Origin of the sequence: Kangiella taiwanensis (assembly GCF_020005165.1) — a bacterium.
Classification (GTDB): Bacteria; Pseudomonadota; Gammaproteobacteria; order Enterobacterales; family Kangiellaceae; genus Kangiella; species Kangiella taiwanensis.
Map to the genome: position 1 here is coordinate 444,089 of NZ_JAHCLT010000002.1, position 25,760 is coordinate 469,848.

19 protein-coding genes are annotated in these 25,760 nt (G+C 43.2%); 5 read left to right on the forward strand and 14 right to left on the reverse strand.

Going from position 1 to position 25,760, the window contains the following annotated elements; genetic code table 11:
- Positions 1-205 precede the first annotated feature (205 nt).
- Entirely contained in the window at positions 206-1,660 is a 1,455-nt protein-coding gene (locus KFK88_RS07660; protein ID WP_223578307.1) for a S8 family serine peptidase, read from the reverse strand.
- Positions 1,661-1,688: 28 nt separating this feature from the next.
- Positions 1,689-2,546, reverse strand: a complete 858-nt coding sequence (locus tag KFK88_RS07665; RefSeq protein WP_223578309.1) for a hypothetical protein — start codon at positions 2,544-2,546, stop codon at positions 1,689-1,691.
- Positions 2,547-2,738: 192 nt separating this feature from the next.
- Between KFK88_RS07665 and KFK88_RS07670 the strand changes: the two genes are divergently transcribed.
- From KFK88_RS07670 to fabB, 3 genes are all read left to right on the forward strand, one after another.
- Positions 2,739-4,199: a S8 family peptidase gene (locus KFK88_RS07670; protein WP_223578311.1), complete on the forward strand. Its 1,461-nt coding sequence runs from the start codon at positions 2,739-2,741 to the stop codon at positions 4,197-4,199.
- A gap of 109 nt (positions 4,200-4,308) precedes the next feature.
- Positions 4,309-4,821, forward strand: coding sequence for a bifunctional 3-hydroxydecanoyl-ACP dehydratase/trans-2-decenoyl-ACP isomerase (gene fabA / locus KFK88_RS07675; RefSeq protein ID WP_223578313.1), 513 nt, complete (start codon positions 4,309-4,311; stop codon positions 4,819-4,821).
- 55 nt (positions 4,822-4,876) lie between these two features.
- Positions 4,877-6,088, forward strand: a complete 1,212-nt coding sequence (gene fabB, locus KFK88_RS07680; protein WP_223578315.1) for a beta-ketoacyl-ACP synthase I — start codon at positions 4,877-4,879, stop codon at positions 6,086-6,088.
- A gap of 52 nt (positions 6,089-6,140) precedes the next feature.
- On the opposite strand, the gene KFK88_RS07685 is transcribed toward fabB, so the two are convergent.
- The 4 genes from KFK88_RS07685 to KFK88_RS07700 form a co-directional block, all read right to left on the reverse strand.
- Positions 6,141-6,407 carry a DUF3081 family protein gene (locus KFK88_RS07685; RefSeq protein WP_223578317.1) on the reverse strand — a complete coding sequence of 89 codons (267 nt, stop codon included), beginning with the start codon at positions 6,405-6,407 and terminating at the stop codon, positions 6,141-6,143.
- A gap of 122 nt (positions 6,408-6,529) precedes the next feature.
- A complete protein-coding gene (gene lysS, locus KFK88_RS07690) occupies positions 6,530-8,029 on the reverse strand; it encodes a lysine--tRNA ligase (protein WP_223578318.1) in 1,500 nt (499 codons plus the stop codon).
- Positions 8,030-8,296: 267 nt separating this feature from the next.
- Positions 8,297-9,395 (reverse strand): peptide chain release factor 2 gene (gene prfB / locus KFK88_RS07695; RefSeq protein WP_223578320.1). Its coding sequence is split into 2 segments (ribosomal slippage): positions 8,297-9,319 and positions 9,321-9,395, totalling 1,098 coding nucleotides; the frame shifts between segments, so codons are not numbered across the junction.
- 417 nt (positions 9,396-9,812) lie between these two features.
- On the reverse strand, positions 9,813-10,370 hold the full coding sequence (locus tag KFK88_RS07700) for a DUF4442 domain-containing protein (RefSeq protein WP_223578322.1): 558 nt from the start codon (positions 10,368-10,370) through the stop codon (positions 9,813-9,815).
- Positions 10,371-10,468: 98 nt separating this feature from the next.
- On the opposite strand from KFK88_RS07700, the gene KFK88_RS07705 reads away from it, so the two are divergent.
- Positions 10,469-12,319, forward strand: a complete 1,851-nt coding sequence (locus KFK88_RS07705; protein WP_223578324.1) for a DUF885 domain-containing protein — start codon at positions 10,469-10,471, stop codon at positions 12,317-12,319.
- Between the two features lie 86 nt (positions 12,320-12,405).
- Here the strand turns inward: KFK88_RS07705 and KFK88_RS07710 are convergent, their stop codons facing one another.
- From KFK88_RS07710 to rlmM, 8 genes are all read right to left on the reverse strand, one after another.
- Positions 12,406-12,948, reverse strand: coding sequence for a GNAT family N-acetyltransferase (locus KFK88_RS07710; protein ID WP_223578326.1), 543 nt, complete (start codon positions 12,946-12,948; stop codon positions 12,406-12,408).
- Positions 12,949-12,971: 23 nt separating this feature from the next.
- On the reverse strand, positions 12,972-16,376 hold the full coding sequence (locus KFK88_RS07715; RefSeq protein ID WP_223578328.1) for a UvrD-helicase domain-containing protein: 3,405 nt from the start codon (positions 16,374-16,376) through the stop codon (positions 12,972-12,974).
- Between the two features lies 1 nt (position 16,377).
- The gene (locus tag KFK88_RS07720; RefSeq protein WP_223578330.1) at positions 16,378-19,068 is read right to left on the reverse strand and encodes a PD-(D/E)XK nuclease family protein; all 2,691 of its coding nucleotides are present in this window, start codon (positions 19,066-19,068) and stop codon (positions 16,378-16,380) included.
- 14 nt (positions 19,069-19,082) lie between these two features.
- Entirely contained in the window at positions 19,083-20,066 is a 984-nt protein-coding gene (locus tag KFK88_RS07725) for a YhdH/YhfP family quinone oxidoreductase (RefSeq protein ID WP_223578332.1), read from the reverse strand.
- 60 nt (positions 20,067-20,126) lie between these two features.
- Entirely contained in the window at positions 20,127-20,777 is a 651-nt protein-coding gene (locus tag KFK88_RS07730; RefSeq protein WP_223578334.1) for an alpha-ketoglutarate-dependent dioxygenase AlkB family protein, read from the reverse strand.
- Between the two features lie 134 nt (positions 20,778-20,911).
- Positions 20,912-22,432, reverse strand: coding sequence for a peptide MFS transporter (locus tag KFK88_RS07735; protein ID WP_223578336.1), 1,521 nt, complete (start codon positions 22,430-22,432; stop codon positions 20,912-20,914).
- 276 nt (positions 22,433-22,708) lie between these two features.
- Positions 22,709-23,536: an NADPH-dependent 7-cyano-7-deazaguanine reductase QueF gene (queF, locus tag KFK88_RS07740; protein ID WP_263296389.1), complete on the reverse strand. Its 828-nt coding sequence runs from the start codon at positions 23,534-23,536 to the stop codon at positions 22,709-22,711.
- Positions 23,537-23,546: 10 nt separating this feature from the next.
- Positions 23,547-24,629, reverse strand: a complete 1,083-nt coding sequence (rlmM, locus tag KFK88_RS07745) for a 23S rRNA (cytidine(2498)-2'-O)-methyltransferase RlmM (RefSeq protein ID WP_223578340.1) — start codon at positions 24,627-24,629, stop codon at positions 23,547-23,549.
- A gap of 128 nt (positions 24,630-24,757) precedes the next feature.
- Between rlmM and KFK88_RS07750 the strand changes: the two genes are divergently transcribed.
- Positions 24,758-25,354: a class I SAM-dependent methyltransferase gene (locus KFK88_RS07750; protein ID WP_223578341.1), complete on the forward strand. Its 597-nt coding sequence runs from the start codon at positions 24,758-24,760 to the stop codon at positions 25,352-25,354.
- Positions 25,355-25,760: the final 406 nt, after the last annotated feature.

Consider the following 25,760-nt stretch of genomic DNA (forward strand, 5'->3'; position numbering starts at 1 on the left):
TGGGGATTCCTCACTAATGTTCATTCAAATAATTTGTTTAATATCAAAAGGTTGGCTTGTATTGAATTATTATCGCCAATACTAAGTCACTCACTATACTGCTTAGCAGTATGCAAAACAAAGGGAAGTCGTAACAAAGTATTGCATATACTGCGGATTGGTTGGCCAAAAAAAGCCCCTCGAAAGGGGCTATAACTACTGATGATTACTCATCGAGGAACTCTAGGTTCAGTAACCCTTCTGCGTGAGGGAATTCTTGGTTATAAACATCGTCGGTGTCAGTACCATTATCAATAATGACCGACGACGGAATGGTCGCATTGTCGACCAGTATTTGGCGCACGTTTTGTAACGCCGTGAAGTCCATCGACTGAGGAAACTTCTCCAATACTAGCGCAGCGCCTCCAGCAACAGCCGGAGAAGCCATTGATGTACCGCTTAATCGTGTATTGGCGTGAGTCCGGTTCAATGACTCAATGTTATTACCTGGCGCGGCGATGGTAATCACTCCAGACGGAAGTGAGCTCCAATCATTTGCACCTTCGCCCCAGTTACTGAAGTCATTGAACGCAGCTTCACCTGTAACTTCGTCATAGCTGACGTAGGAGCTTACGGCAATTGTCGAGTTGAACTTTGCTGGACTGAAATCCGCGGCATCAGCTGATGAATTACCCGCAGCGACCACAATCACCATACCTTGGTGAGCTGCGTTACAGTAGGCTTCAGCGACAAAGTGATCGCCTTCGTAACCGGTTTCTGTACAGGTTCCAGCATCTTCATCATCACCACCGCCAAGACTTAAGTTAGCCACGGCAGCCTGGCCATGACCTAACATATCGAATACCGACCAGTTCAAACCGGCAAGAATCGCTGAGCCTGGGCAAGAGCCCGCTGCTGAACAGACTTTGACTGCATGGATGGTTGCTTCAGGAGCAACACCCAAAGAATCTATCTCGTTATCCATCGCACCAATAGTTCCGGCAACGTGCGTACCGTGACCGTTATCATCAGAAAATGGATATGGGCATAATTCACTATCCCCTGGACGGAAACAGAACTCAGGCGCATAAGATAAGCCTAAATTACCAGCGATGTCTTTGTGGTTCGCATCAATACCGCTATCGAGCACGTAGACGTGCTGTCCGGCACCTTTATAACTTGAGTTCACCGAACCCGAGTCAGCTGGCCCTTGTGGAATCGACTGTGGCCACTCGACTAATTTACGGTTTCTTTTATAAACACCATAATTGCTATTAAAGCCCGTCTTTTGTGAATCAAGTAATTGGTATTCTTTATCACGGTAGACCGCTTCAACGTTAGGATTGCGTTGCAACGCTTCCATTTGCGATTGATCGACCTTAGCAGCAAACCCATAGTAAGTGTTGCTGTAAATAAACTTAGGTTGAATACCTGCTTGGTTGACGAACTTATTCACTTGATTCTTACGAATACTTGCTTGTGCTTTATGATATGCCACTGGGTTCGATAAGCTGGCTTTCATGTTTTGTTGTTGAGCAGCACTGATGCTGAATGGCGAGCTTTTATTTTTCATCTTAACGATAACATCAAACTCTTGCTCAGCATGAGCACTGTATGCAACGCCACCTAGTGCAGCAACAATCAAGCTGGCAGTTAATTTTTTAGTAAATCCTTGATACATAATAATCACCTCTTTGCTTGAATATTAATTACGACTGTTTAGCCAACTTTGACAGGACATTATGGTTAAACATTAGCTGGAATTTTTTTGGCAAATCAAATTCCATGCCATTGCTAAACTGCAATGAAATATCAACAGGCTTGAGGTGTTCAGTATTATTAATAATGGTCTTCAGAAGGGCTTTCGAGTTCTTCTGATTTTTAATGTGCAGTTCAACATTACTAAATCCTGCAACATTCATATCAATACTGTATGGCTCAACGGTGACAGGACGTCCATCAAACTCAATCTTTGTAATCGACATCTTTATTTGATCCAAGCTACCGCCATTAGCCACTAACTTCGACAATAAGTCTGACGAGTTTCTGACGTTCGATTGCAAATCAACATTGAATGCATCAATTTCAGTTTCACCACCTTCTATAGATAAAATCAGGCCCGGCTCAATCCAGTTACCATCGTCGTCAAGTGGATGCGACTGATCAAAGTTATCGATACCACCCACAACATCTGGGTCAGTATCTGTCGCTACCCAGTACTTTTTAAAGGTACCGCCAGCAAAACCGCGTGCATTATTAAATTTATCGCCATCGACAAACACGCCAGGTCGAGTTGGGTACGAGTTATTCACAATATTGCGATAACTTTTGATCACATTTTTGAATGCAAAGTTTGGCTTTTGCCATTTTAGGTTATTGTAACGAGCCGTGTAGACGTAAGTGCCATCATATTCTGCACCGTATCCAGTAACGACCGTACTGATATTATTGAGATGAGCTTCTTTTTGCGTTTTGTGTGCGGGATGTCCCGTGTAATCAGAATATCCACAACCAACACCGACAAGAGCTATAGATGACACTAATAGTGTGGGGAAAAGCTTAGTCATTCCTGACCTCCATATTATACTAATGTAGTATTACCCAGTGAGATTGATAATTGCTTTTTTTAAAACAATTATGTCATGATGCTCCATGTTTTAGATTTAATTATTCCTGCAATTTAAACTATGGATGCGACGCCCATATTCGCCACAAACCATTGGATAGATCAATTTAAAATACAACTACAATGTAGGTTTGTGAGACTTCTCACCTTTACGATTTTTTTTGTGATTTTGGTCAATGCAAATACGAGAGTAGTTGCCCAAGAATTAATGCAGAAAGGTATTGTTAACCACTGCCAAACTTCCATCATTAAGTGTACTAATTTTGAAACATTCTCAGTAACCCACCAAAAATCAATTCGTTTTATAGAAGATAATGTCGCTTTACTTGAATTTGGCTTAAGACTGGATGTGGATCAATTAAATACTCAACTCAAAGCTTCAAACCTCAATAAGTCAGATCAAAGACAACTGATCCAAAAACTCACACACAACCTCAACCAAACCTCTATTCAACACCATGCTGAACACTTAACTGAACTGGAAAAATCTGGAGCAATAGTGTCTCAGCAGCCCTTAACCATATCTAACGGATTACTCATTCATTTTCGTCCGAAGCGAAAGGTTGATATCGCCAATTTTTTTACTCAAAGTAAGCCCAAATCACAAACTACAATACACTCTGCCTACCACAAACCTCACGAACTAAATACTGATTCTGCTGACACTTTAATCCAAAGCAAAAACCAAGCGATATCAGTCGCTGCCGACAATGATAAGGCGCTCAATAGCATAGGAATTTTTCAAGAAAGAGAAAAAGATGCCAAATCAGTTACCATTGCTCTCATAGATTCTGGCGTATCTACTCACCACCAAGAGTTATCCCACTTAAATCAGCTTCTACAATATAATCCAAAAGATAATAGTTTTGAGGTTAAGGACACTGGGTTTGGCCATGGAACTGGGGTACTCAGTTTGATGGCTGGCTCTAACCAGCATAACTTACGTATTGGAGCGTTGCCGCAAGCCAACTATATTTCATGCAATGGTTTACCTTCAGGAAGCTACAACTATCTTTGGGTAATAAGCTGTTATGATTGGCTGTTGCAACAGCCCGATGTCGACATTGTAGTTAACTCTTGGCTTCAGCCCAGCATGACCTGTAATGATGAGTTACTGTATTCTCTTCGCTTACTCTGGCTTGCCAATAGTATTCCCATCTTCTCGGCGGGCAACTTTGGGCAGGAAGCAATCACCACACGTGATCCTGCCAACTTTAGGCTGTTTAAGAGCATTCCGCTTATCACCGTCGGCGCAACGGATACCGAAGGCCGCCACCTCCCGGAATCCTCACATGCGAGCCAGCAATGCGATGATAGTGTTGAAGTGCCGACAGTTTCAGCCCCGGGCAGCCATCTAACAATTGCTAGTCCCTTTCAAGCTAACAGCTATCAACAAGTTTCTGGGACCTCTTTTTCAGTGGCTTACGTTGCCACAGCCTTAGCCGTATTGATTTATACATTCCCGGACAATACAAACCTTGAGATAATCCAAGCACTATTAGCCGGAGCTAGCCAGGACAATGGGGTGATTAACCTAACTAAATCCATACAAATACTTGAAGAGTCAACGAAAGCCAATATCCAAAATCAATAGCCTTGAATGCCCATATGGCAACTGTCCAAACCAGATGCCAAGGCCAAATAAGGCATAATAGCCACTCAATTAAAGTCCGTGTTAGTTCTAACACTTCGAGTTTCATTACATGCAGAAATCTTCCTACACCAAGCAAGACCTACTGGATTGTGGTCATGGCAAATTATTCGGCGAAGGAAACGCTCGTTTACCTCTACCCAACATGTTAATGATGGACCGAATCACTCATATCAGTGAGACTGGTGGTGAGTTTAATAAAGGACAAATCATCGCAGAGCTCGATATCAAGCCTGATATGTGGTTTTTCGATTGTCACTTTGAATCCGACCCAGTTATGCCGGGTTGTCTCGGCGTAGATGCTCTTTGGCAGCTCACAGGTTTTTTCCTACCCTGGAAAGGCTTACCAGGCAAAGGTCGAGCGCTTGGATCTGGTGAAATAAAATTTACTGGCCAAGTATTACCTACTGCCAAGCTAGTAACTTATATTATTGATATTAAAAGAGTTATTACCAGAAAGTTAAAGATGGTCATTGCTGACGGTAGAATGTTAGTCGATAACAAAGTAATCTACACAACTAAAGATTTACGCGTTGGTTTGTTTGAATCCACAGACAACTTCTAGTAAAACGCGATAGAATAGCCTTAGACAATTAGAAAGAATTTAAGCGAGTGTTATTGTGAAAAGAGTCGTAGTAACAGGTATGGGCATCGTATCGTGCCTCGGAAACAATGTTGAAGACGTAAAGCAATCTCTGATTGATGGTAAGTCGGGGATCAAAAAGATCGATGCTTATGAGGAGCATGGCTTACGTAGCCACTTAGCCGGAAAGCCAGATATTGATGTAGCAGAGCACATAGACCGTAAGAAATTACGTTTTATGGGCGATGGCGCAGCCTATTCCTACATCTCGATGCAACAAGCAATTGATGATGCAGGACTTTCTGAAGACTTGGTGTCTAACATTCGTACCGGCATCATCATGGGGTCAGGTGGCGGCTCACAAAGTGTTCAGGTCGAGTCGATTGATATAGCAAAAGAGCGTGGTGCTAAACGTATTGGACCTTACGCAGTTCCTAAAACCATGGGTAGCACCACTTCTGCTTGTTTAGCGACGCCATTCAAAATTAAAGGCATCAATTATTCGATCACCTCTGCCTGCGCCACAAGCGCTCACTGTATTGGTAACGCTTATGAGCAAATCGCACTAGGCAAACAAGACATTATGTTTGCAGGCGGTGGTGAAGAAGAAGACTGGCGTTTAACAGTGCTGTTTGACGCTATGGGCGCCTTATCAAGCAAGTACAATGATTCGCCTGAAACGGCATCACGCCCTTATGACGCGAGTCGTGATGGCTTTGTTATTTCCTCAGGCGGAGGGTGCTTAGTGCTTGAAGAGTATGAACATGCTAAAGCTCGTGGCGCCAAAATTTACGCTGAAATTACCGGTTATGGTGCAACTTCTGATGGTTACGATATGGTGGCGCCGTCTGGTGAAGGCGCTGTACGCTGCATGCAGCAAGCACTTGCCAACACAAAAAATGCGGTTAACTATATCAATACTCACGGCACCAGCACGCCAGTCGGAGACACTGCTGAATTAGAGGCGATTAAACAGGTGTTCCCAGAGTCAGTGCCTCATATTGGCTCTACCAAATCTTTAGCTGGTCACTCGTTAGGTGCTACTGGTGTGCATGAAGCTATCTACTCATTAATTATGATGGAAAGCAATTTTATTGCGGCTTCAGCTAATATCACTGAGCTGGATGAAAAAGCAGAAGGTTTACCTATCGTTAGGCAGCGTATGGATAATACCGAAATCAAAAGCTTCTTATCCAACAGCTTTGGTTTCGGTGGAACTAACTGTTCGTTACTTTTCGAGAAGGTATAGAATAGTCAATTAGAACCACACCTATAAAAAAGCCCGCACTGCGGGCTTTTTTTTATGATTTAGTCTTAATACTATCTATTTTTTTCAACTTCTCTACAAACTCATCTTTATCCAAAACACTTTTATATTCCAAGTTGTACTTGCTATGAAAGTTAATACTTAATGTGACCTTGTCGTCAGTCAAATCAACGTTATAACCATCCAGATCCGAGTAAGCACTAATACCCTTGAAGTAATGCTTATTACCGCGCTTCTCGCCTAACTCAACAATTTTCTGGTAGGCGCGCAACGCCATACGAATATCAATTTCAGAAGACATATTAACTCCAAAAATTATTTTTTATCATCCTAACGAAAAGTAACAGCGATAGATACAAAAAAGCCCGCCAGAAACGCGGGCTTTAAACTTTCTTTACTAAAGAAGACCAGAAACTAAGATTTTTATTCAGGGCGCATATGTGGGAATAACAACACATCTCGAATCGAAGGACTATCGGTTAACAACATCACCAATCTATCAATACCTATACCCTCACCCGCTGTTGGCGGTAAGCCGTACTCTAGAGCACGGATATAATCCGCATCATAATGCATTGCTTCATCATCACCAGCATCTTTAGCTTCAACTTGTGCCTTAAAGCGTTCCGCTTGGTCTTCTGCATCATTCAGCTCCGAGAAGCCGTTCGCTAGCTCACGACCACCGGCGAAGAACTCAAAGCGATCAGTGACAAATGGGTTGTCATCGTTTCGACGCGCGAGTGGTGACACCTCTGCTGGATAAGCAGTAATAAACGTCGGCTGAATTAATTTATGCTCAGCAACCTCTTCAAAGATTTCGATCTGAATTTTTCCTAAACCCCACGAGTCTTCAATCTTGACGTTACAGGCTTTAGCTATCTTTTTAGCCGATTCCAAATCATTCAACTGCTCAATTGACACTTCTGGTAGGTATTTAACAATAGCTTCTAATACCGTCATACGAGCAAATGGCTTGCCGAAATCGTAGGTTTCACCGCTACTTTCAAACACTGTTTTACCTAAGACAGACTCAACCGTGTAACGCAGCATTTCTTCAGTTAGGTCCATTAGGTCATTGTAGTCCGCATAGCCCCAGTAGAACTCCAACATAGTGAACTCTGGATTATGGCGAGTTGATAGGCCTTCATTACGGAAATTACGGTTAATTTCGAAGACTTTTTCCAAGCCTCCGACCACTAAACGCTTCAAGTACAACTCTGGCGCAACACGCAAGAATAACGGCATGTCTAGCGCATTGTGGTGTGTTTCAAATGGCTTTGCCGTAGCGCCGCCAGGAATCACGTGCATCATTGGCGTTTCAACTTCCAAGAACTCACGAGCTTCTAAGAAGTCACGAATCGCTTTAACCACTTTTGAGCGCGCGATAAACGTCGCACGAGAATCTTCGTTGACGATCAGATCGACATATCGCTGACGATAGCGAGTCTCTTGATCTGATAATCCGCCCCATTTATCAGGCAACGGGCGTAGCGACTTAGTCAGCAATTTAATATCAGAGGCTTTGACCGATAACTCACCTTTATTGGTTTTAAAGACAGTACCTTCAATACCCACGATATCCCCGATATCCCAGGTTTTAAAGTCGTTATAAACGTCGTCTCCAACCTGGTCTTTACGCACGTATGATTGAATACGGCCTGACATGTCTTGAATGGTGATAAAGCTCGCTTTACCCATATTGCGGAACAACATGATACGACCAGCAACCTTTACCTTCTTACCGATTTCCTCTAGCTCAGGTTTTTCCTTATCACCGAATTCTTCGGCAATATTCGCTGCTAGGGAGTCACGACGAAAGTCGTTCGGAAAGGCAACCCCCTGTTTTCGTTTCTCAGCCAACTTCTCTTTACGCAAGGTAATTTGTTCGTTGACGTCGACGACTGGGGTTTCTTGATTGCTCATTTTTTCTCTTCACCTCAAGTTAATTACTTTCTTCATTAAAACAAGTACCGAATTACGGTACAAAACAACACATCATTTTTCTGTGAATATATAAATCTTTTTACTCTATTTAGAGTACACACGCACACCTAAAAACCATTCTCCTCAAGGGATTTGCTAAGTCAGTGCGCGGCAAATGATTTTTTAGTCTATAGGAGCTTACTCCAGTAAGTGACTATCGCTACAAAATCATTTAACAATGCAATGACAACGCACAATCCTTTGAGGTTAGACGCCAGCTTTAAGGGAGGCTTCTATAAAGCTATCTAGATCCCCGTCCAATACAGCCTGCGTACTACTCGACTCATGCCCAGTTCTTAAATCTTTAATTCTGGACTGATCCAAGACATACGATCGAATTTGGCTGCCCCAACCGATATCGGACTTGGAGTCTTCAAGCGCCTGTTGCTCTTCACGCTGCTTCTGCATTTCCAGTTCATACAGCTTGGCTTTCATCATCTTCATCGCTTCAGCACGGTTTTTATGCTGTGAACGATCGTTTTGACATTGAACTACAATACCTGTCGGAATATGCGTCAATCGTATCGCCGAGTCAGTTTTATTAACGTGCTGGCCTCCAGCACCGCTCGCTCGATACGTGTCCACACGTAAGTCAGCTGGGTTTACTTCAATATCTAAATCGTCATCAACCTCAGGATAAGCGAACACTGATGCGAAAGACGTATGGCGACGATTGCCAGAGTCAAACGGCGATTTACGTACTAAACGGTGTACACCGGTCTCGGTTCGAAGCCAACCGTAAGCATATTCGCCATCCACTTTGATGGTTGCGCTTTTAATACCTGCAACATCGCCGTCGGACTCTTCGGTGACTTCAACCTTAAATCCACGACTCTCAGCCCAGCGCAAATACATACGAAGTAGCATACTCGCCCAATCTTGCGCTTCCGTACCGCCAGAGCCTGCCTGAATATCAAGATAGGCATTATTTTCGTCCATCTCGCCGGAGAACATGCGCCTAAACTCAAGTTTGGCTAACATTTTCTCCAAGCCTTGGACTTCCGCTTCGATCATCTCTGCGCTATCGGCATCGTTTTCTTCAACCGCAATTTCTAACAAATCAGAATGGTCGGTAACACCTTGTTCCAATTCTAGAATGGTATTTACAACGGCTTCTAATTTTGCGCGCTCTTGACCCAACGCTTGGGCTCGCTCCTGATCGTTCCACACATCAGGTTGCTCTAATTCTTTAGTGACTTCTTCTAGACGCTCTTGTTTGGCATCAAAGTCAAAGATACCCCCTAAGCGTTTCCACACGCTCAGACATACCTTTCAAATGTTCTCTTATTGGATTAACTTCTAACATGCTGCCCCAAAATGCATTTTCAGCGGATTTCCCCGCTCTTTTCTACGCAAAAGGGGCATATTTTAACCAATCGCAAGACGGCTGCATAGCCATAAACTACTGCATATGGATAAAATTATAGGAAATGACCATTTGTCGGTGTGATGTAGGCTTTTTTAGAGGTAGGTAAAAAGTTAGCAAAGCTAGCGAGTGCGTTGCCTTACACATAGTCCCATAAGCGAAAGAGCGTACCAAACAGCTCATTAGCTCAGTCCTTAGGCAGCAATCTAGTTTTTGCGATATAAATGTAAACTGTACTTAAAATTCATAGACTATGACTTAGGCTAGGCAAATCAAAAATTCTTGAAAGGAGTTTATTTTAGTAAATGACTAGAAAGACTTTTTGATTTAACACCGGCTAAACGACGAATATGGATTTTAGTGACGCTTCGGGGTCCAAGCCCACAGCATTTGACATCCTATAGGCTCCTTCCCCTCTTCATCAATTACCGACACGGCCACTTCAACCTCTCCTTTCTCTAAGGTGAGTATGTCCTGTATCTGTGCTTCAGTAAGGTGCGCCTTTGCCACTAAATCGCCTTTAGCACGCTTTAGAAAGTCGACCTTAAGCGTCTTAATCACTGGCACTTTATCGTCTGGAACATTCATGCCAACTACCATACCGGTGGCTGTTTCAGCGATTAAAGCCATGCCAGCTGCATGAATGGTGCCGATATGGTTTTGAACTTTTTTTCGATTCTGGAGGCGGAACTCTGAGTGTGTTTTGGTTAGTTGGATTACCTCTACCTTCGCGGTGCCCACGAGCTTCACAGTTTTCCTCAACGCAAAATTTAACAATGGCTTTCTGAGAAAAGTCGGATAACTTTCAATTTTGTTAACTAAGCGGGCTAGGCGATTATCCTTACTCATGTCATGACCTCGGCAGTGTTTATCAGTAATATTTAAACCACAAAACTGGTTCGACCAGACAATCATGGCATAAACCGAATTATGTGTAAAAAGATATTTCAAAGCAGTATTAAGGTAAATTTTTGTGGTAATGTTTTTACATCACAACAATATTAGGACTCACAATGAATAAAATAACCTTAATTTCTCTGAGCGTGGCTTTAGCATTAACGGCCTGCTCCGATGATAAATCTGCATCTAAAGCAGAAGCTAAGCAACAATCTCAGCAAGTTGAAGCCCCTGCGGAAACAAGTAACGCCATGACTGCTGAAGAAGCTTCTGAAAAGCTTAATCAGTTGTTTGCCGAAAACTTCCAGGAAAGCCTCAAGTTCAATCCTATTCAAGCGACCATGATCGGCGATAGACGCTATAACGATCAATTGCCTAATTTTTTATCGGAAGAATTCCGTCAAAAAAGTCATGATTTTACGGTGAAGTGGCTGGATAAAATTAAACAAATCGATCGTGATTTGCTGAAAGGACAAGACCGTCTCAGTTACGACGTCTTCATCTATCAGTCTGAAATGGCGTTGGAGGGTGAAAAATATCCCGGTCACTTAATTCCTCTCAATCAATCGAACAATTTAGCAGGTTTTTTCGCTCAGCTCGGCTCTGGACAAAGCGTACAACCATTTGAAACCGTTGAAGATTACGACAATTGGCTTGGCCGCGTTGATGATGGTGTGGTCCTGCTCGATCAAATTATCATCAACTTAAATCAAGGCATTGAGCAAAACGTGGTACAACCGAAAGCACTGATGAAAAAAGTGCTCCCACAAATAAAAGCGCACGTTGTTGAGGACCCAACGAAAAGTATCTTCTACAAACCTATCGAGTCTATGCCAGACAGTTTTTCTGAAGAAGATAAAAAGCGTCTGACTGAAGCTTATACCAAAGCCATTGTTGAAAAGCTGGTACCGAGCTATCAACGTCTCCATGATTACATCAAAGATGATTATATGGAACATGCACGCGATAGTTTCGGCTTGAGCGAGCAGCCTAATGGTGAAGACTGGTATAACTACCAGCTTAAAACCTACACCACAACGGACTTGACCGCAGACGAAATTCATCAGTTTGGGCTTAATGAAGTTGCTCGTATTCACGGAGAAATGCGTGAGGTCATGAAGCAAGAAGGTTTCGAGGGTACGCTTGATGAATGGTTCGCTTATGTCCAGTCAAATCCTGAGTTCTACTACGACAACGAAGAAGACCTGCTACAAGGTTATCGTGATTTACAAGAGAAGGTGAATAAGCTTCTCCCTACAATGTTCAATATTCAGCCGAAAAGTGACTACGAGGTTCGCGCCGTTGAAGCCTTCCGTGCAGAGTCGGCGGCGGGCGCTTCTTATATGCCGGGTAGCCCTGACGGCTCTCGTCCAGGTATTTTCTACGTCAATACCTTTAACCTAAAAGGCCAGCCTAAATTTGGCATGGAAACGCTTTCCATCCATGAAGCTGCCCCAGGCCATCACTTCCAAATCTCGCTGCAGCAAGAAGTCGAAGGCTTGCCGATGTTCCGTCGCTTTGGTGGCTTAAGCGTGTTCTCTGAGGGTTGGGCGCTGTACGCAGAGTCTATCGGCAAAGAAATGGGCATGTTTACTGATCCAATGCAATATTACGGCCGTCTAAGCGACGAAATGTTGCGCGCTATGCGTCTCGTTGTTGATACGGGTTTGCACGCAAAAGGTTGGTCACGTCAGAAAGCGATTGACTATATGATGGAAAACTCATCCATGGCGGATACCGATGTCATTTCAGAAGTTGAGCGCTACATTGCATGGCCTGGCCAAGCGGTTTCTTATAAAGTCGGTCAGCGTGAAATCAGTCGCTTGAGAGCAGAGGCAGAAGAAAAGCTCGGTGACAAGTTTGATATCCGCGAATTCCACACTCAAATTTTGATTGATGGAGCTATGCCAATCCCGGTCTTGAAAACTAAAGTCCGCGAGTGGATAAAGTCAAAGCAACATAGTTAAGATTTTTGGAACTAACATTTCAAAATAAAGGAGCCGTTTGGCTCCTTTTCTTTGCAATTCGCTATTTTATATTACGGCGTGTATATTTAATCCAGCTTCAACTCTTTAAGCAAACAGCCGTATGCCACTTCATCCTGCCAACGGTCTTCGTACTTAAAGTGTTCTTTAAAATACCCTTCTCTTCTCATTCCAAAGTGCTCCATCAGCTTCCATGAAGCAATATTTCTAGGTTCACAATAGGCGATAATTTTGTGACATGGCCAATCTCGAGCAATAATTTTTAAGAGTTCTTTAACCGCTTCCGTACCATATCCATAGCCATGATAATGGCGGTTAAATTTATAGCCAATTTCAATGTGTCCGTGGTACTTATCTCGATAACGGAAACCGATATCTCCAATGAGCTTACCCTCAGATTTGAGAACAACCGCAGCCCCCATCCAGCGTCCCTCCTCACCAGTCCAATCACCAAAATGACGGAGAAAAAGTTCGTGCGAATCTTTTTTATTTGCCACGGGCATGATGTATTTCATCACGTTGGGATCCATCGCATATTCGCAGTAATCCTCAAAATCGCTTTCTTTGAGTGGCCTGAGTAGTAACCGTTTTGTTTCAACACTGTTTTTCATAAGTTATTTTTCTTTGCCAAGAATCAGTCTCTAATCTCAATAAACCGCTTTAACAGCGGGAAGTACAGCGCCATCTTACTAGGACGTTTATCAACTTTCTCAATAATTTCTCGATACTGGAGTAACTGTGGGCGATAGCGTTCAACTTCGGAGTGTATAAAAGCATCAACATCAGAGCCTCTGTGATCACCTGTTTTGTAATCAATAATCCAACGAATACCCTCTTTATCGACAAAGGTTCTATCGATGATTAGGTTACGAATCACCTTTTGGCCGCTGGTGTCAGTGACGGCTCCTGTCAGTTCCCACTCACAACGAGCCTCCAAATGATGATCAAGTAACCATTGACCTTTTGGATCATCGCTAACATTGAGTAAAGCATCTTTGGCCTTACTAAATGCTTGTGCGACATCTGGTGGTGAATGCAAAAGTTCTTTTAAGGGTGCTTTTAATGGTTCAAAATTAGAAGCCTTAAGCAACTCGAAGGTTTGTTTTTTCTGTGCAATCAACTCTAACTGCTTATGTACAACTAAACCCACTACCCGAGCCACATCACTCGCCCAATCAAAATCGAGCTCTTCTTGATCAACCGCTACTCTCTCACTCAATTGAAGTTGGTTGCTTATGAGTGGTCTCTGATACTCTGCTTTTAGTCGGTACCAACCTTTATCAAATGATGTTGCATCTTCCGAGTCATCCGATACATCTACCGTGCTACTGACTTCATTAAACTTGCGCTCAATGACATTTTCATAATGAGGCATTAAATAGTGCAGTAAGGAATTTTTATCGATAGTACTATGCAACCACTCATTTTTTTCTTCATCAAAGCGAAGGCAAAGCTCACAGCTCAAGATTAGCCGTTTCTTTGCACGAGTTGTAGCCACATACAGTAGGCGTGCATCCTCATAGGCTCCCTTCTTGCTTTGGATATCCCTCGCCAATTGATAGATAGGCTCTTTTTGTTCAGCCGCCTGAATTGGTGCCAAAAGATACCCTGCTCTATCTTCAACAGTAAACTCTTCCCATAGCAGTAATTGATGTCCATCTGCACGCTTTTTTCGTTGCAATGACGGCAACACAACCGTATCAAACTCCAAGCCCTTAGACTTATGCATAGTCATGATTTCAACCTGCGCAGAGTCTGCCTGTTGATCAGCAAAAAGCTCGCCAACAGCTGTATTAATTCTTTCAGCAGATAAAGGCCACTCTTTGACTTCGAGCTCCATGAGTAACTTAAAAACGGCATAAACATCTTTAAGCTCTGAGCTGTCAAGGAGCGTATCAGGACCACCAAGCCCAAGCCATGCAGACTCAACTAACTGACTTAAGCTTTTACGACCAGCTTCTGCAATCACAGGCTGTAATACTGAAGACAAGGTTTTTAATCGAGCGATGCCCTCAGACGTTAATGCTGAAACCGCCTCAGGCTCTTCAAGCCACTGCCAAAAGTTGTGCTCGTAAGCATGATGCAACTGAGTCAGATCCGACAGAGTTAATCCTGCTAATGGCGACTTTAGAAACCCAACCCAAGCTATTGAGTCTTGAGGATGAAGCAACAGCCGACATAGTAACATTAGGTCGCTCACGCAAGGTTTATGCGACAGATACTCCATGTCTTTTGCATAATAGCTAACCCCTCTCTGCCTCAAGTGCGCCATAAGATCTTGGGCATGATTTCTGCCTCGGACGAGCACAGCAGCCGTTTCACCCGGATACTTGCTAACGATATCTTTGAGAGATTTGGCAAGGGTTTCCGCTTCATTATTCTCAGCTAAGTCAAAGTTAACTTTGAAGTCAACAAAATGATCGTCGGAATCAGGCTTCATCGCCTGAGCAGGACTATAACTTACAGCACCGAGTAAGGAGTCATCCTCTGAAGGAAATATCTTGCTGAACCGCCGGTTTACCCAGTCGATGATCGAAGGTGAGGAACGGAAGTTCGCTGTTAATTGCAATGGCGTCACTGGAAAGCCATTAATACCTTCTTGCTGAGTTTTAATAAACAATCCAACGTTAGCCTCGCGGAAGCGATAAATGGACTGCATTGGGTCACCCACCAAAAACAGGGTCCGGCCATCATCAGCTTGCCAACCCGCAATCAGCTTACTCAATAACTGGTACTGCGTAAACGAGGTGTCCTGAAACTCATCAACCAACAGGTGCGAAATTTGATAATCTAATTTAAGCGCTAATTCAGAGGGTTCATCAAAGTAACCCAAAGCCCTATCAGCAGCCAAAGCAATCTCGATAAAGTCTGCTTCCGCGCTGGACTGAAAGTCAACCGTTAGCTCGACAGAAACCAAACGCAGTAAATGCAGGAGCGAATACAATATCTCTTGTTGCTCACTGCTGTACACAGCTTTTGGCAGTGAAGCGATATCCGATAAAACTTCAGCAAAACCTTCTTCTTCCGACCAATCTGCAAATAATTCTTTCAACTCAGCTTTAATCGCTTTACCGATTTTCTTATCTTCACCTTCAAGATCACCGTCAGCTAATAAACCAACTTTCTTGTTCAGCTGTTTCTTAAAGGTGCCAGACTTAGTTAAGCAGAACGTTGCGATCGCTTTCCACTGCTCTAAATATTGAAAGTCAAAGTCTGGTAGTAACTCTACGTCTTTCAAAGCTGCTAACTCATGGTCTGTATCTAAAAAACCAGAAGCAAAATGGATACCTCGTATAAAGGAGCTGTTGCCAAGTTTTGAATGGAACTTGGCAAGTCTCTGCAGGCGCATTTGCGCCACTTGATTGATACCGTCTTCTAAAATATCGATATCCAATTCACCCGCACCTAATAAGCGCAACCACTGGTCTCGCTTACCGAGCATTTGAGCTAACAAGCCAATCAGCTTCTCTACCTGATTATCAAGGTGGGCCAATAGCGTTAAAATGTGCGGCCCATAATCGTCATCATCCAAATAGTTCAATATCGATTCAGCTGCTCTTTGATAAGCTTCCTGCGGCTGATCTGCAATGGATAAGGAACCACCCAAGTGACTCAAAATAGGCATTTGATTGGCGATCATGCTGGATAAAGAATCAATCGTCATGATTCTCAAGCGATGACTATTCTGCAACAAATCCCAGCCCAACTCCTGATCTCTTTGTAAAACTAGACGTGCGAGCTGCCAGGTAACCTTTTGATGTGTTTCTTCTGGCTCTTCCTTCTTTGCCGACAAAAGTGATTCGATTAATCGATGACGCATTTCGGCAGCCGCTTTTCGAGTAAAAGTAATCGCAACCACTTCTTCTGGGGATTCTACCGTCGACAGTAAGTTTAAAATTCGTTGCGTTAACAGGCTGGTTTTACCCGCACCTGCTGGGGCCTGCACAATAAAGGACTCGTCAGCACGGATTGCTGTTGTACGAACATCCTGATCAGGTGGAAGCATCGACTTGTTTTGGTGTTGGTTTTGCTGCTCCATACTAGCCCTCGCCCACATTGTTAGAGTTGACTAGGGCTTCCAAATCAAGCTCTCGCTGTGACCAGCGACTCACGGCTAAATGCTCCGCGAAATTGCCTGAGTATTCGGTCAATTCGGCATTACCTTTTTTGAAGTCTTCGGCAATAACTTCCAGCATCACTTTCCACTCGTTGATGGCCTCATTAAAACTGTCAGCGTACGGATTGTTTTTAATATCCTTAAGTGCTTTTACGCCTTCTAGGACATCACTCTCATTGGTAATACCAATGTATTTACATTCTTTAAGATGCGCCTGCATAAAAACAATCCCAGCAACCTCGTGCTCTCCAGCTTCATGATTAAGCTGACGCTCTGAAATGGCATACAACAGTAATTGAGGCTCCGCAACAGGATCACGAAATAGGGAAACTAATGTTGGCTGCCCAGTTTTATAATCAATGATTAACTTACTTCCATCTTCAAGTTCATCGATGCGGTCAATAATAATACTAAAAGTTAATCCCGCCAGCTCAACTTGGCGTGACGTTTCCGTGGCCACAACCTTAAAAGGCGTTCTCTTTTTATCGAGCTCAAGTGACTCCGTAACCAATGCTTCTAATCGAGCTTTTTCAATAGTAAAAAACGATGCATTCTGTAATAGATATATTTTTCGAGCAGCTTCCGATAACACAAACTGTGTTGTTGAGTCGACTAGCTCAGACTGATCCGCTGGAGAGAGCTCGAGCAATGCACTTTGTGATTTCAAGCGCTCCCATATGAGCTGCATCACCTGGTGAAACAGGTTTCCTCGATCCATAAACGAAACACCGACACCGTCAACCTCAAAAGGCTCAATATTGAGTCGATACCGCAAGTAGGCATCAAAAGGTGACGCAGCCTGCATGCGCAGTAATCCTGTGCCCCCTTTAACCGCATAGTGTGACTCAAGCGGCAATCCTTGATGATCCGTAAAGTACTCCAGCGACTGACTATTAGGTTTATCTTCGAAGCCCCAAGGCAGTGTAGCTTCGAGGTACAACCGCTCTACATGATGTTCAGGTAACAAATGTTGCAGCAAAGGACTAATCATTTGTTCCTGCTCACCATCATACTCAGCATAGCTTATCACCAGCTCAGGATTGGCCAATAGAGACCTCAATAAGGAACCCGCATACTCAAGCTCTCGTTTATGTGAGGAGCCTGGTAACTCATGTTTTTGGTGCAACGTTTTCGACAGAAATGGATTAGGCGTTGCTTTCTGTGGCAAGGCTTGATCGGTCGCCCCAACCAGCCATACCGCATCATGCGTTACGCCAATCGCTTCTAATAACCCCATAACCTGTAACGGGGCCTTGGGTTGTTGTTGATGGAAGTTTTGAAGTTCTAATTGCTCTTTGAGTAACTGCACAGCAGTACCAAATGTCATGGACTTGGCTAGAACTTTTTGTAACTTCTCGGTCGACTTAATCGCTTCAATAAACGTCTGCTGTACCTGATACTCTCTACTGGATAGGCTGTGATAACCCGTCCAGTGCAACGTTGCCAATGATTCAAGAACAAACTTAATATGCTCTTTTAAATCAGTCGACTGAGGTGTTTCTTTTTGACTGAGTTCCATAGTTTTCAGCCAAGGTAAGTCAACCTGATGAAAGCGGGTTAACTTCAGTAAGTCTTCTTGGCTGTAATACTGCTTGGTCGATTTCCTAATGAGTAACTCGAATTTAGTGGCTGACCAATGCTGCTGTTGTTCGTGATAAAGATAAGGCGATAATAATAAATGCTGTAGCTGACTCTTTGTGATGCTGCGGTGATAGAAGGTAAAATAATCCATTACAACCGCAACCTGAGGTTGTTTAAGTAACGCCTCATCGATTGAAAAATCATGAAGTGGATGAGTTACTTCGTCTCCCTCACTCAAGTTTTTGGCGTAAAACTCTCGATAGATAATTCGCTCAATCACGCCACGCTTTTGCTCCAAATCAGGAACAACGATAGCGAGATTCAGGTGCTCGTCTTTTTGTAGCTTGTCTTTTGCCCAGCGCACCGCTGCTAATAACTCATCTTCAGGTTCAGCTAACGAATACAGCTTCACTTCAACCTCAGCTTTTGCCATCAATGACCATTCAGTGAGCGACTTTGACTCACCTAACTTAGACAGTAGGGATTGTTGCTGTGGTGTCGGTTGCTCAAAACCGTAGGTCAGCATGTTTTGGGGTAGCTCAAGTGCAAAGAGCGTGACATGATCAAGTAACACATTGGCCTGTTGATGCGAGTCGATCCAGCCAGAGTCATCGAGCTGATGCTTAAACTGCTTTAACCAATCAGCGAAAATCTCTTGGTCTTGGTCTCCCGGCATGACCTCTAGTTCACGAATTTGCCATTGCTGACAGATTCGCCATGCATCAAAACTCAAGTGTTGCGTCTGCTTCGTATTCAGTAGTGACTCAACAGCCTCCGAGGATGATACTAAACGCTGCCATAAATATTGACATTGTTCAGAGCCAAGTCTTGTTGGCAGTGTCGCACCGGCATCCAAGGCAAGCCCCCAGCAATAGTCAACAAAAGCACTCCATGGCATCACTTTTATGCTCGGCCATACCTCATAACCGCTTGCAAACTGATAAGCCGCATACCTTTCACGAATGAAGCGCGACTGACGCCGGCTAGCGGTAATGATTAATGAGTTCTCGGGATCAAATCCACTAAAATCCATAGAATTCCTAAATGTTACTGACAGTTCACCAATAGGCGACCGCGATGTTTATTATCAATAAGTTCATCAAAGTATGGTGATACATCTTTTAACGCAATCTCTTTACTCAGTATTTTTTCAAAATCTGGTAAAGGTGATTCATTGCCAAACTGGTTCCATAAGGTTTCTCTTAAATCCATAGGGCAATTCGTTGAGCTGACGCCCAACAAGCTAACACCTCGTAAAATGAGCGGAATGACTGTGGCTTGGAGCTTTGGACTTTGTGCTAAACCAATACAGGCGATATTGCCCCATAGGTCAACATTAGCCATCAGTTTGCTTAACGTTTCACCACCGATGCTATCGATTAAGCCACCATAAATACCTTTAGCTAATGGTTTATCGCTAAGCTCTAAGTCACTTAAGGTCTTAATGTCAGTGGCTCCGAGGTCTTTAAGGTAATCGTGCATGGTTGATTGGCTGGTAATGGCTATGGTTTCATAGCCTTTTTTACTGAGTAGGTTAATCGCAAAGCTGCCCACCCCGCCGCTTGCTCCAGTCACTACGATAGGCCCTTTATCCGGTGTTTGCCCGTTCACTTCCATGCGATGAATCGCCAATGCGGCAGTAAAGCCTGCAGTACCAATGATCATCGAATCACGGCTTGAATAGCTCGCAGGTTGTTTCATCACAAAAGAACTGTCTACACAAGCGTATTGCGCTAGACCACCATCAAAGCTTTCACCCAAACCGCAACCATTAACAATAACCGCATCACCTTCTTTAAGCTCAGAGTTAGCTGACTCAACAACAGTACCTGCCAAATCAATTCCTGCATTTAATGGAAAGGTTTTCATGATAGCGCCACGGCCACTTGCCGCCAGTGCATCCTTGTAATTAATACTAGAATAATCAACCTTAATTAAAGTATCACCAGAGCTTAATTCATCGGTGTCCATCTGAACAAGTTGGTGTTGTACCTCTGAATCTTTGAATACACGGCAGGCTAAAAAAGACACGTAGACTCCTTAAATTGCTATTCATGAACTCGCTCCCTGTCAATAGGGTTAGCGGGCATATTACTTTACAGATGAGCCAATAACATTGCGAAACGTTAAATTAATCCTCGGCTGTGTAATATTGGCTTCTTTAGGAACTTGATGCAGCCAATGCTGCTGAGTCGCTCCTTTCATGACCAATAGACTACCAGAAGTTAGCGTCATTTTGTGTCTCAATTTGGGGTTTGTTTTGTGTTTGAGATGGAATGCTCGAGGTTGCCCTAAACTTAATGACGCAATCACTGGCTCTGCTCCAAGCTCTTTTTCATCATCAGCATGCCATCCCATGCTATCTTGACCATCCCGATACAAATTACAAAGCACACTATTGAAATCACTACCAACCACTATTTCGATACGCTGCCTGAGTTCTAATAACGGTTGAATCCAAGGCAACGGCTTATGGAGCTTACCAGAATAGCGATAATCAGCGTCAGAATCACCATACCAAGCCACTAGCCTCGGTACTTTGCGCTCCTGCCCCGCAATCCATAGTGACTCCTGCTCCCACTGGACTGTTTTCCTTAGATTATCAAATAACTCAATGGACAGATCGTAATCCATAAAATCTGCATGAAGCTGAACCACACCACTAGCAGGCTTCCCCTCATCGGCTGAAGCTAAGATAAAGGTTTCAATGTGTTGATTCAGGTTTAAACCAATTTGTTGCATAAAATCGTATCATTAATTTTTCAGGCTTGCTTTCTTGAGCTTAATTTAATTTGCGCCAATAAAAAAGAGGCCAACCAAATGAATGGTTGGCCTCTCGTTCTCATCTTATAGAATAAGAGAAAATCTATATTAGATTACTTTTCATCTCTCGCTTCTTCTAAGGTGTCTTTTCTTTCAACCACTTCTTGTTCCCACTTTCTACTAAACATACCGATTAGGAGAACAACCGCACCAACACCAATACTGAAGGTCGCGATGAACTGGAACAAGCTTGGCATTTCAGAAACATTGTCAGGGTCGAAGCCGCCTGCCAATAAACCTGCAATAATACTGCCGATAGAATACGTAAAGATGAATAAGCCCATCATCTGGCCCATATAACGGCGAGGTGACAACTTACTCACAGCACTTAACGCGATAGGGCTTAAGCAAAGCTCACCCACGGTGTGCAAGAAATAAGTCAAGATCAAGAAGAATGCTGCAGACTTACCACCACCGGCTGCGATGTGTGCAGCGAATACCATTACAACGAAACCACTACCCATGATTATCAAACCAAAAGCAGTTTTAAGGCCGTAGCCTGGCGTTACCATTCGCTTACCTAATTTAACCCAGAAAGCAGCAAAAAAAGGAGTCAGCACGATAATAAAGAAAGAGTTCACACTTTGGAACCACGCTGTTGGGATCTCAAAAGTGCTAATCATTCTGTCTGTGTAATCTCGAGCGAATAGATTTAAAGAAGAGCCTGCTTGCTCAAAACCTGACCAGAAACATGCAGAAGCAATACAAATCAGTAATAGCGCCCACATACCCTTCTTTTCAGTTCGATCTAAGTTACCGAAGAAGTAGATAAATGCAAAATAAATGATAAAAAGCGCACTTAGTGTGATAGCTGTTTTCTCAGCTAGACTCACTGCATCAATTGAAATGGTTCCAACCAACGTTAAACCAGTGACAACCGCTAAAGCAACTAGGAAAAGACCAATGATTGACCAGCTTTTCTTACGAGCGCTGTCTGAAATCTGAACTGATGGCTTATCACTAACTTCTGGTAAGTTTCTGTGAGTGATGTAGAACTGGATTAAACCTAAGCCCATACCTACTGCAGCAGCACCGAACGCATAGTGCCAACCAGCACTTTCCATTAGATATCCGCAAACAAAATAACCAATTAATGAGCCAATATTGATGCCCATGTAGTAGATCGCGTAACCAGCGTCACGGCGCTCATCTTCACTACCATAAAGTTGACCAACAACCGCAGTGATATTTGGTTTTAGAAGACCCGTACCCAATGCAACCAGAATCAATCCGATAAAGAAAGAGCTTTCGTTTGGAATCGCTAGCACTATGTGACCACACATAATGACGATACCGCCATACCAAATAGCCTTTTTACCACCGATTAATCGGTCAGCGATCCAACCGCCTGGTAAACCCATGAAATATACAGAACTGGTATACAAGCCATAAATAGCAGTTGCAGTAACTGTAGTAAGCCCTAAACCACCCTCTTGTAGCAAAGCCGTCATAAATAAAACCAAAATACCACGCATACCGTAATAACTCATGCGCTCCCACATCTCAGTCATAAACAAGGTCTGAAGACCTTTGGGATGCCCAAAAAAGGACTTGTCTTTTGTTTGATCTGTCATTGATATACCCTTTAATTACTCAAAATCTTATGCTTACTCTGACAATAGAGTGATAGATCATAGTGATTTAATGCGATTACCCAGCCGTGACTTTCGATCTATTGTCGAAATAATTACAAGATAAGTCGCTGATTATGTTAATAATTTATTTTTAGCAACACATTTGGCCCAAAATAAGACACCACATTGTTATATAATGACTTTGATTCGTCCAGTTCTTTTTCCAGCGAAATCGTAACCCTACAAGCCGGTAAGAGCTTCAGATTTGTGACTTATTTATTGGCGGCTAAGTCTTATATTACTAGGCAAACTTCGAGCACTGTTTGTTCTGAAAGGATTAATATCTAACCCACCCCGGCGTGTATAGCGCGCATAAACAGTGAGCGTTTTTGGCTGACAAATACGCATAATGTCATTAAAAATACGCTCAACACACTGCTCGTGGAATTCGTTGTGGGTGCGAAAAGACACCAAGTACTTAAGCAAGGACTCATGGTCGATGGCTTTGCCTTTGTACTCAATCTGCACACTGGCCCAGTCCGGCTGATTCGTGATCAGGCAATTACTCTTAAGTAAATGACTGTGAAGCGCTTCTTCGACATCATCACCACTCGTCGAGAGTTGAAGCAACTCAGGTTGATAGTCGTACTGCTCGATTTCGATATCCAGATCATCCAGTAGTAAACCCTCCAGCTCAGACACTGGACACTCTAAACGAAACTCCTCAGGATGATACAACTGCACTTGCACCTGCCCTTGTGCAGCCTCTGTTAAATCCTCGACTAAGCGCTGCTGTACTAGTTCCCAGCTTTCAAAACGTGTTTGGTTGTAAGAGTTTAGGTAGAGCTTGAAAGACTTTGATTCGATGATATTGACTGAATCATGAGGAAACTCGAACACGCCAATAGCCACTTGTGGCTTGCCTTTTGGGTTGAGCCACGACATTTCATAGGCATTCCAATAATCGGAACCCTGGAAAGGCAAGTCATTGGATAAGCCTAACTCTTCACGCTTTATTTGCCGTGCTACAGGAAAAAGCAAACTTTTATCATATTTCTCAGGATACTCAGTATCCTTACCTAAAGGTATTTCGTTGTTAGCCATTCGATTCACCTCAAGAATGATTCTGCGCCACTTTCGACTTTAATCGAAAATACACCGTAATTTCTTCACGGTCATGATAAAGATGTTTCGCTTGCCAAAAGTAGGACTTCTCTGCATCTTCTAATCTATCGCATACGAGCCCAATACAATCCGCCACTTCTTGAAAGCGCTTTTTCATGGGGAGCTTTAAATTGAAAATAGCATGCTGAGTATGCCCCCCTTCAAGCCATTCGGCCATAAGATTCGCCACCAATGATGGCTTTTCTACCATATCACAGACCAATACGTTGACAGGCTTTTCCGGCAACCACGTGAAGGCATTCTCTTGATAATGCTCAACGTGCTCGGTTGCCATGAGTTTCTTATCCATAGGGCCATTATCAATTGCTGATACTTGCAATCCACGCTCAACCAACTGAAATGTCCAGCCGCCCGGCGCTGCACCTAAATCAACGCCCGTATTTCCCAAACGAAAAGCATCCCGTTGCTGTCGGTTGGACATTAAAACTTGTATCGCCTCATCTAACTTCAGACTTGAACGGCTGGGGGCATTCTTCGGCGCTTTAAGCCTTAGAATGCCGCCTTTGAGTTCACTTGAACGTTCAGCAGGAGAGTAACCGAGCACACAATGATCGGTGGCAAGAAATAGAGTATGCAATCTAAACTCACTGTCATCATGAACTAGCCCTTGCTTTTCCAAGGCTATGGTAAGAGGCGTTGAGAACTTCTTACAGAACTTGGAAAGCTCACGCCCCTCATCACTATCCAAATGCTCAACTAGCAGGCTTTTAGCCATAGCCACATCAGCGCAAACGTCTAGAATTGGAGTGATGCGGTCCTCTAATGGCAATTCTTCTAATTCAGCTTTGGCCCAGAACCATTGGCGCGCGAATATAATGTCGGACAAATCTAATAGGTCAAAAAATGCCTCGCTACTCGCATCATCAAACAAATAAAAGCGAACATAGCCGGCATCAGTTTGTGCGTTGGCGTAGCCAGCTAATTCGTGAGCATTGGCGATGGCCTGCACTTCTGCAGCACAATCGGACTCAAAACCGGGCCGACAAAAAAAGATAAAAGGAGTTTGTTGCATAAATCAACATAGACGATTTTCGATGCTTGAATTCTAACATGTAGCATAAGCTTTGATTAGGGATTTACCCCTGCCAGTGCTAAAATAGCGCCACTTTTCAATAATTTCGCCCAAGATACAGAAACAATATGGCTCATTACAGCAAATCGCAGATCGCAGACCTGAAAAAAGACTTACACGTTGAAGATACTCTCAACGGCTTCCCAATGACATTTGACACAACTTGGGGCATTTTTTCTCCGCGCGCGATTGACGATGGCTCTATCATGCTATTGAAGTACCTTGACGTTGCGCCAAGCGATAATTGTCTAGACTTGGGCTGCGGTTACGGTGTTCTTGGTCTCACCATGGCTAAAATGGCGCCCCAAGGCACGACTCTTATGGTCGATAAAGATTATGTTGCCGTAGACTACGCCAATAAAAACGCTAAGAAAAACCAAACACCGAATGCAAGCGCTCGCCTCAGCAACGGCTTTAGCGATGTTCCAGAAAAAAACTTTAATGTTATCGTCTCTAACATCCCTGCCAAAGTGGGGAATGAGCTCCTGTACATTTTCTTGCATGATGCTTATCAAAGGCTCCAACCGGGTGGTCGATTCTATGTTGTGACCATTACGGGTTTGCGAGACTTTATGAAACGAGCTTTTAAAGAAGTTTTCGGTAACTATAAGAAACATAAACAAGGACCTGCTTATACCGTTGCTAGTGCCATCAAAGAAGAGTAGTTGTCACATTAGCCGTCTATTTTCTATACAGCTGTAACTTTGTCATCTAAGCGTCAAAAAGTTTACACATTTCCTGTGGATAACTTTGGGGAAAAATTGCTTAAACCTGCTCAAACCCCATAAAATCAGGTAGCCTTTAACAAATTGTTCATTTTTTAAACAAAAACACTCTTTAACCTTATAAATCAATAAGTTAGCATGACAAATATAGTCTAAAAGTCACCTGTTTATTCTCTAAACAAGCTCAATCCCTTGTAAATTAAGGCTTATATGGCAATTGTGGATTTCTTTGAATGATTTTGTCATGTAACAACTTGTACTGCTCAAAAAAATCAAGTCATTTTTGAAGTTTTTTCACAGGTAAGTAGTTACTTACTGGGTATGTTCTACATACTTGAAATTGTGA

What these genes read in the sequence shown, in the direction of transcription:
- KFK88_RS07660 (WP_223578307.1), bottom strand. Translation starts at nt 1,660, where the DNA reads ATGTATCAAGGATTTACTAAAAAATTAACTGCCAGCTTGATTGTTGCT.
- KFK88_RS07665 (WP_223578309.1), bottom strand. Translation starts at nt 2,546, where the DNA reads ATGACTAAGCTTTTCCCCACACTATTAGTGTCATCTATAGCTCTTGTC.
- fabA (WP_223578313.1), top strand. Translation starts at nt 4,309, where the DNA reads ATGCAGAAATCTTCCTACACCAAGCAAGACCTACTGGATTGTGGTCAT.
- KFK88_RS07685 (WP_223578317.1), bottom strand. Translation starts at nt 6,407, where the DNA reads ATGTCTTCTGAAATTGATATTCGTATGGCGTTGCGCGCCTACCAGAAA.
- lysS (WP_223578318.1), bottom strand. Translation starts at nt 8,029, where the DNA reads ATGAGCAATCAAGAAACCCCAGTCGTCGACGTCAACGAACAAATTACC.
- KFK88_RS07700 (WP_223578322.1), bottom strand. Translation starts at nt 10,370, where the DNA reads ATGATTGTCTGGTCGAACCAGTTTTGTGGTTTAAATATTACTGATAAA.
- KFK88_RS07705 (WP_223578324.1), top strand. Translation starts at nt 10,469, where the DNA reads ATGAATAAAATAACCTTAATTTCTCTGAGCGTGGCTTTAGCATTAACG.
- KFK88_RS07710 (WP_223578326.1), bottom strand. Translation starts at nt 12,948, where the DNA reads ATGAAAAACAGTGTTGAAACAAAACGGTTACTACTCAGGCCACTCAAA.
- KFK88_RS07715 (WP_223578328.1), bottom strand. Translation starts at nt 16,376, where the DNA reads ATGGAGCAGCAAAACCAACACCAAAACAAGTCGATGCTTCCACCTGAT.
- KFK88_RS07720 (WP_223578330.1), bottom strand. Translation starts at nt 19,068, where the DNA reads ATGGATTTTAGTGGATTTGATCCCGAGAACTCATTAATCATTACCGCT.
- KFK88_RS07730 (WP_223578334.1), bottom strand. Translation starts at nt 20,777, where the DNA reads ATGCAACAAATTGGTTTAAACCTGAATCAACACATTGAAACCTTTATC.
- KFK88_RS07735 (WP_223578336.1), bottom strand. Translation starts at nt 22,432, where the DNA reads ATGACAGATCAAACAAAAGACAAGTCCTTTTTTGGGCATCCCAAAGGT.
- queF (WP_263296389.1), bottom strand. Translation starts at nt 23,536, where the DNA reads ATGGCTAACAACGAAATACCTTTAGGTAAGGATACTGAGTATCCTGAG.
- rlmM (WP_223578340.1), bottom strand. Translation starts at nt 24,629, where the DNA reads ATGCAACAAACTCCTTTTATCTTTTTTTGTCGGCCCGGTTTTGAGTCC.
- KFK88_RS07750 (WP_223578341.1), top strand. Translation starts at nt 24,758, where the DNA reads ATGGCTCATTACAGCAAATCGCAGATCGCAGACCTGAAAAAAGACTTA.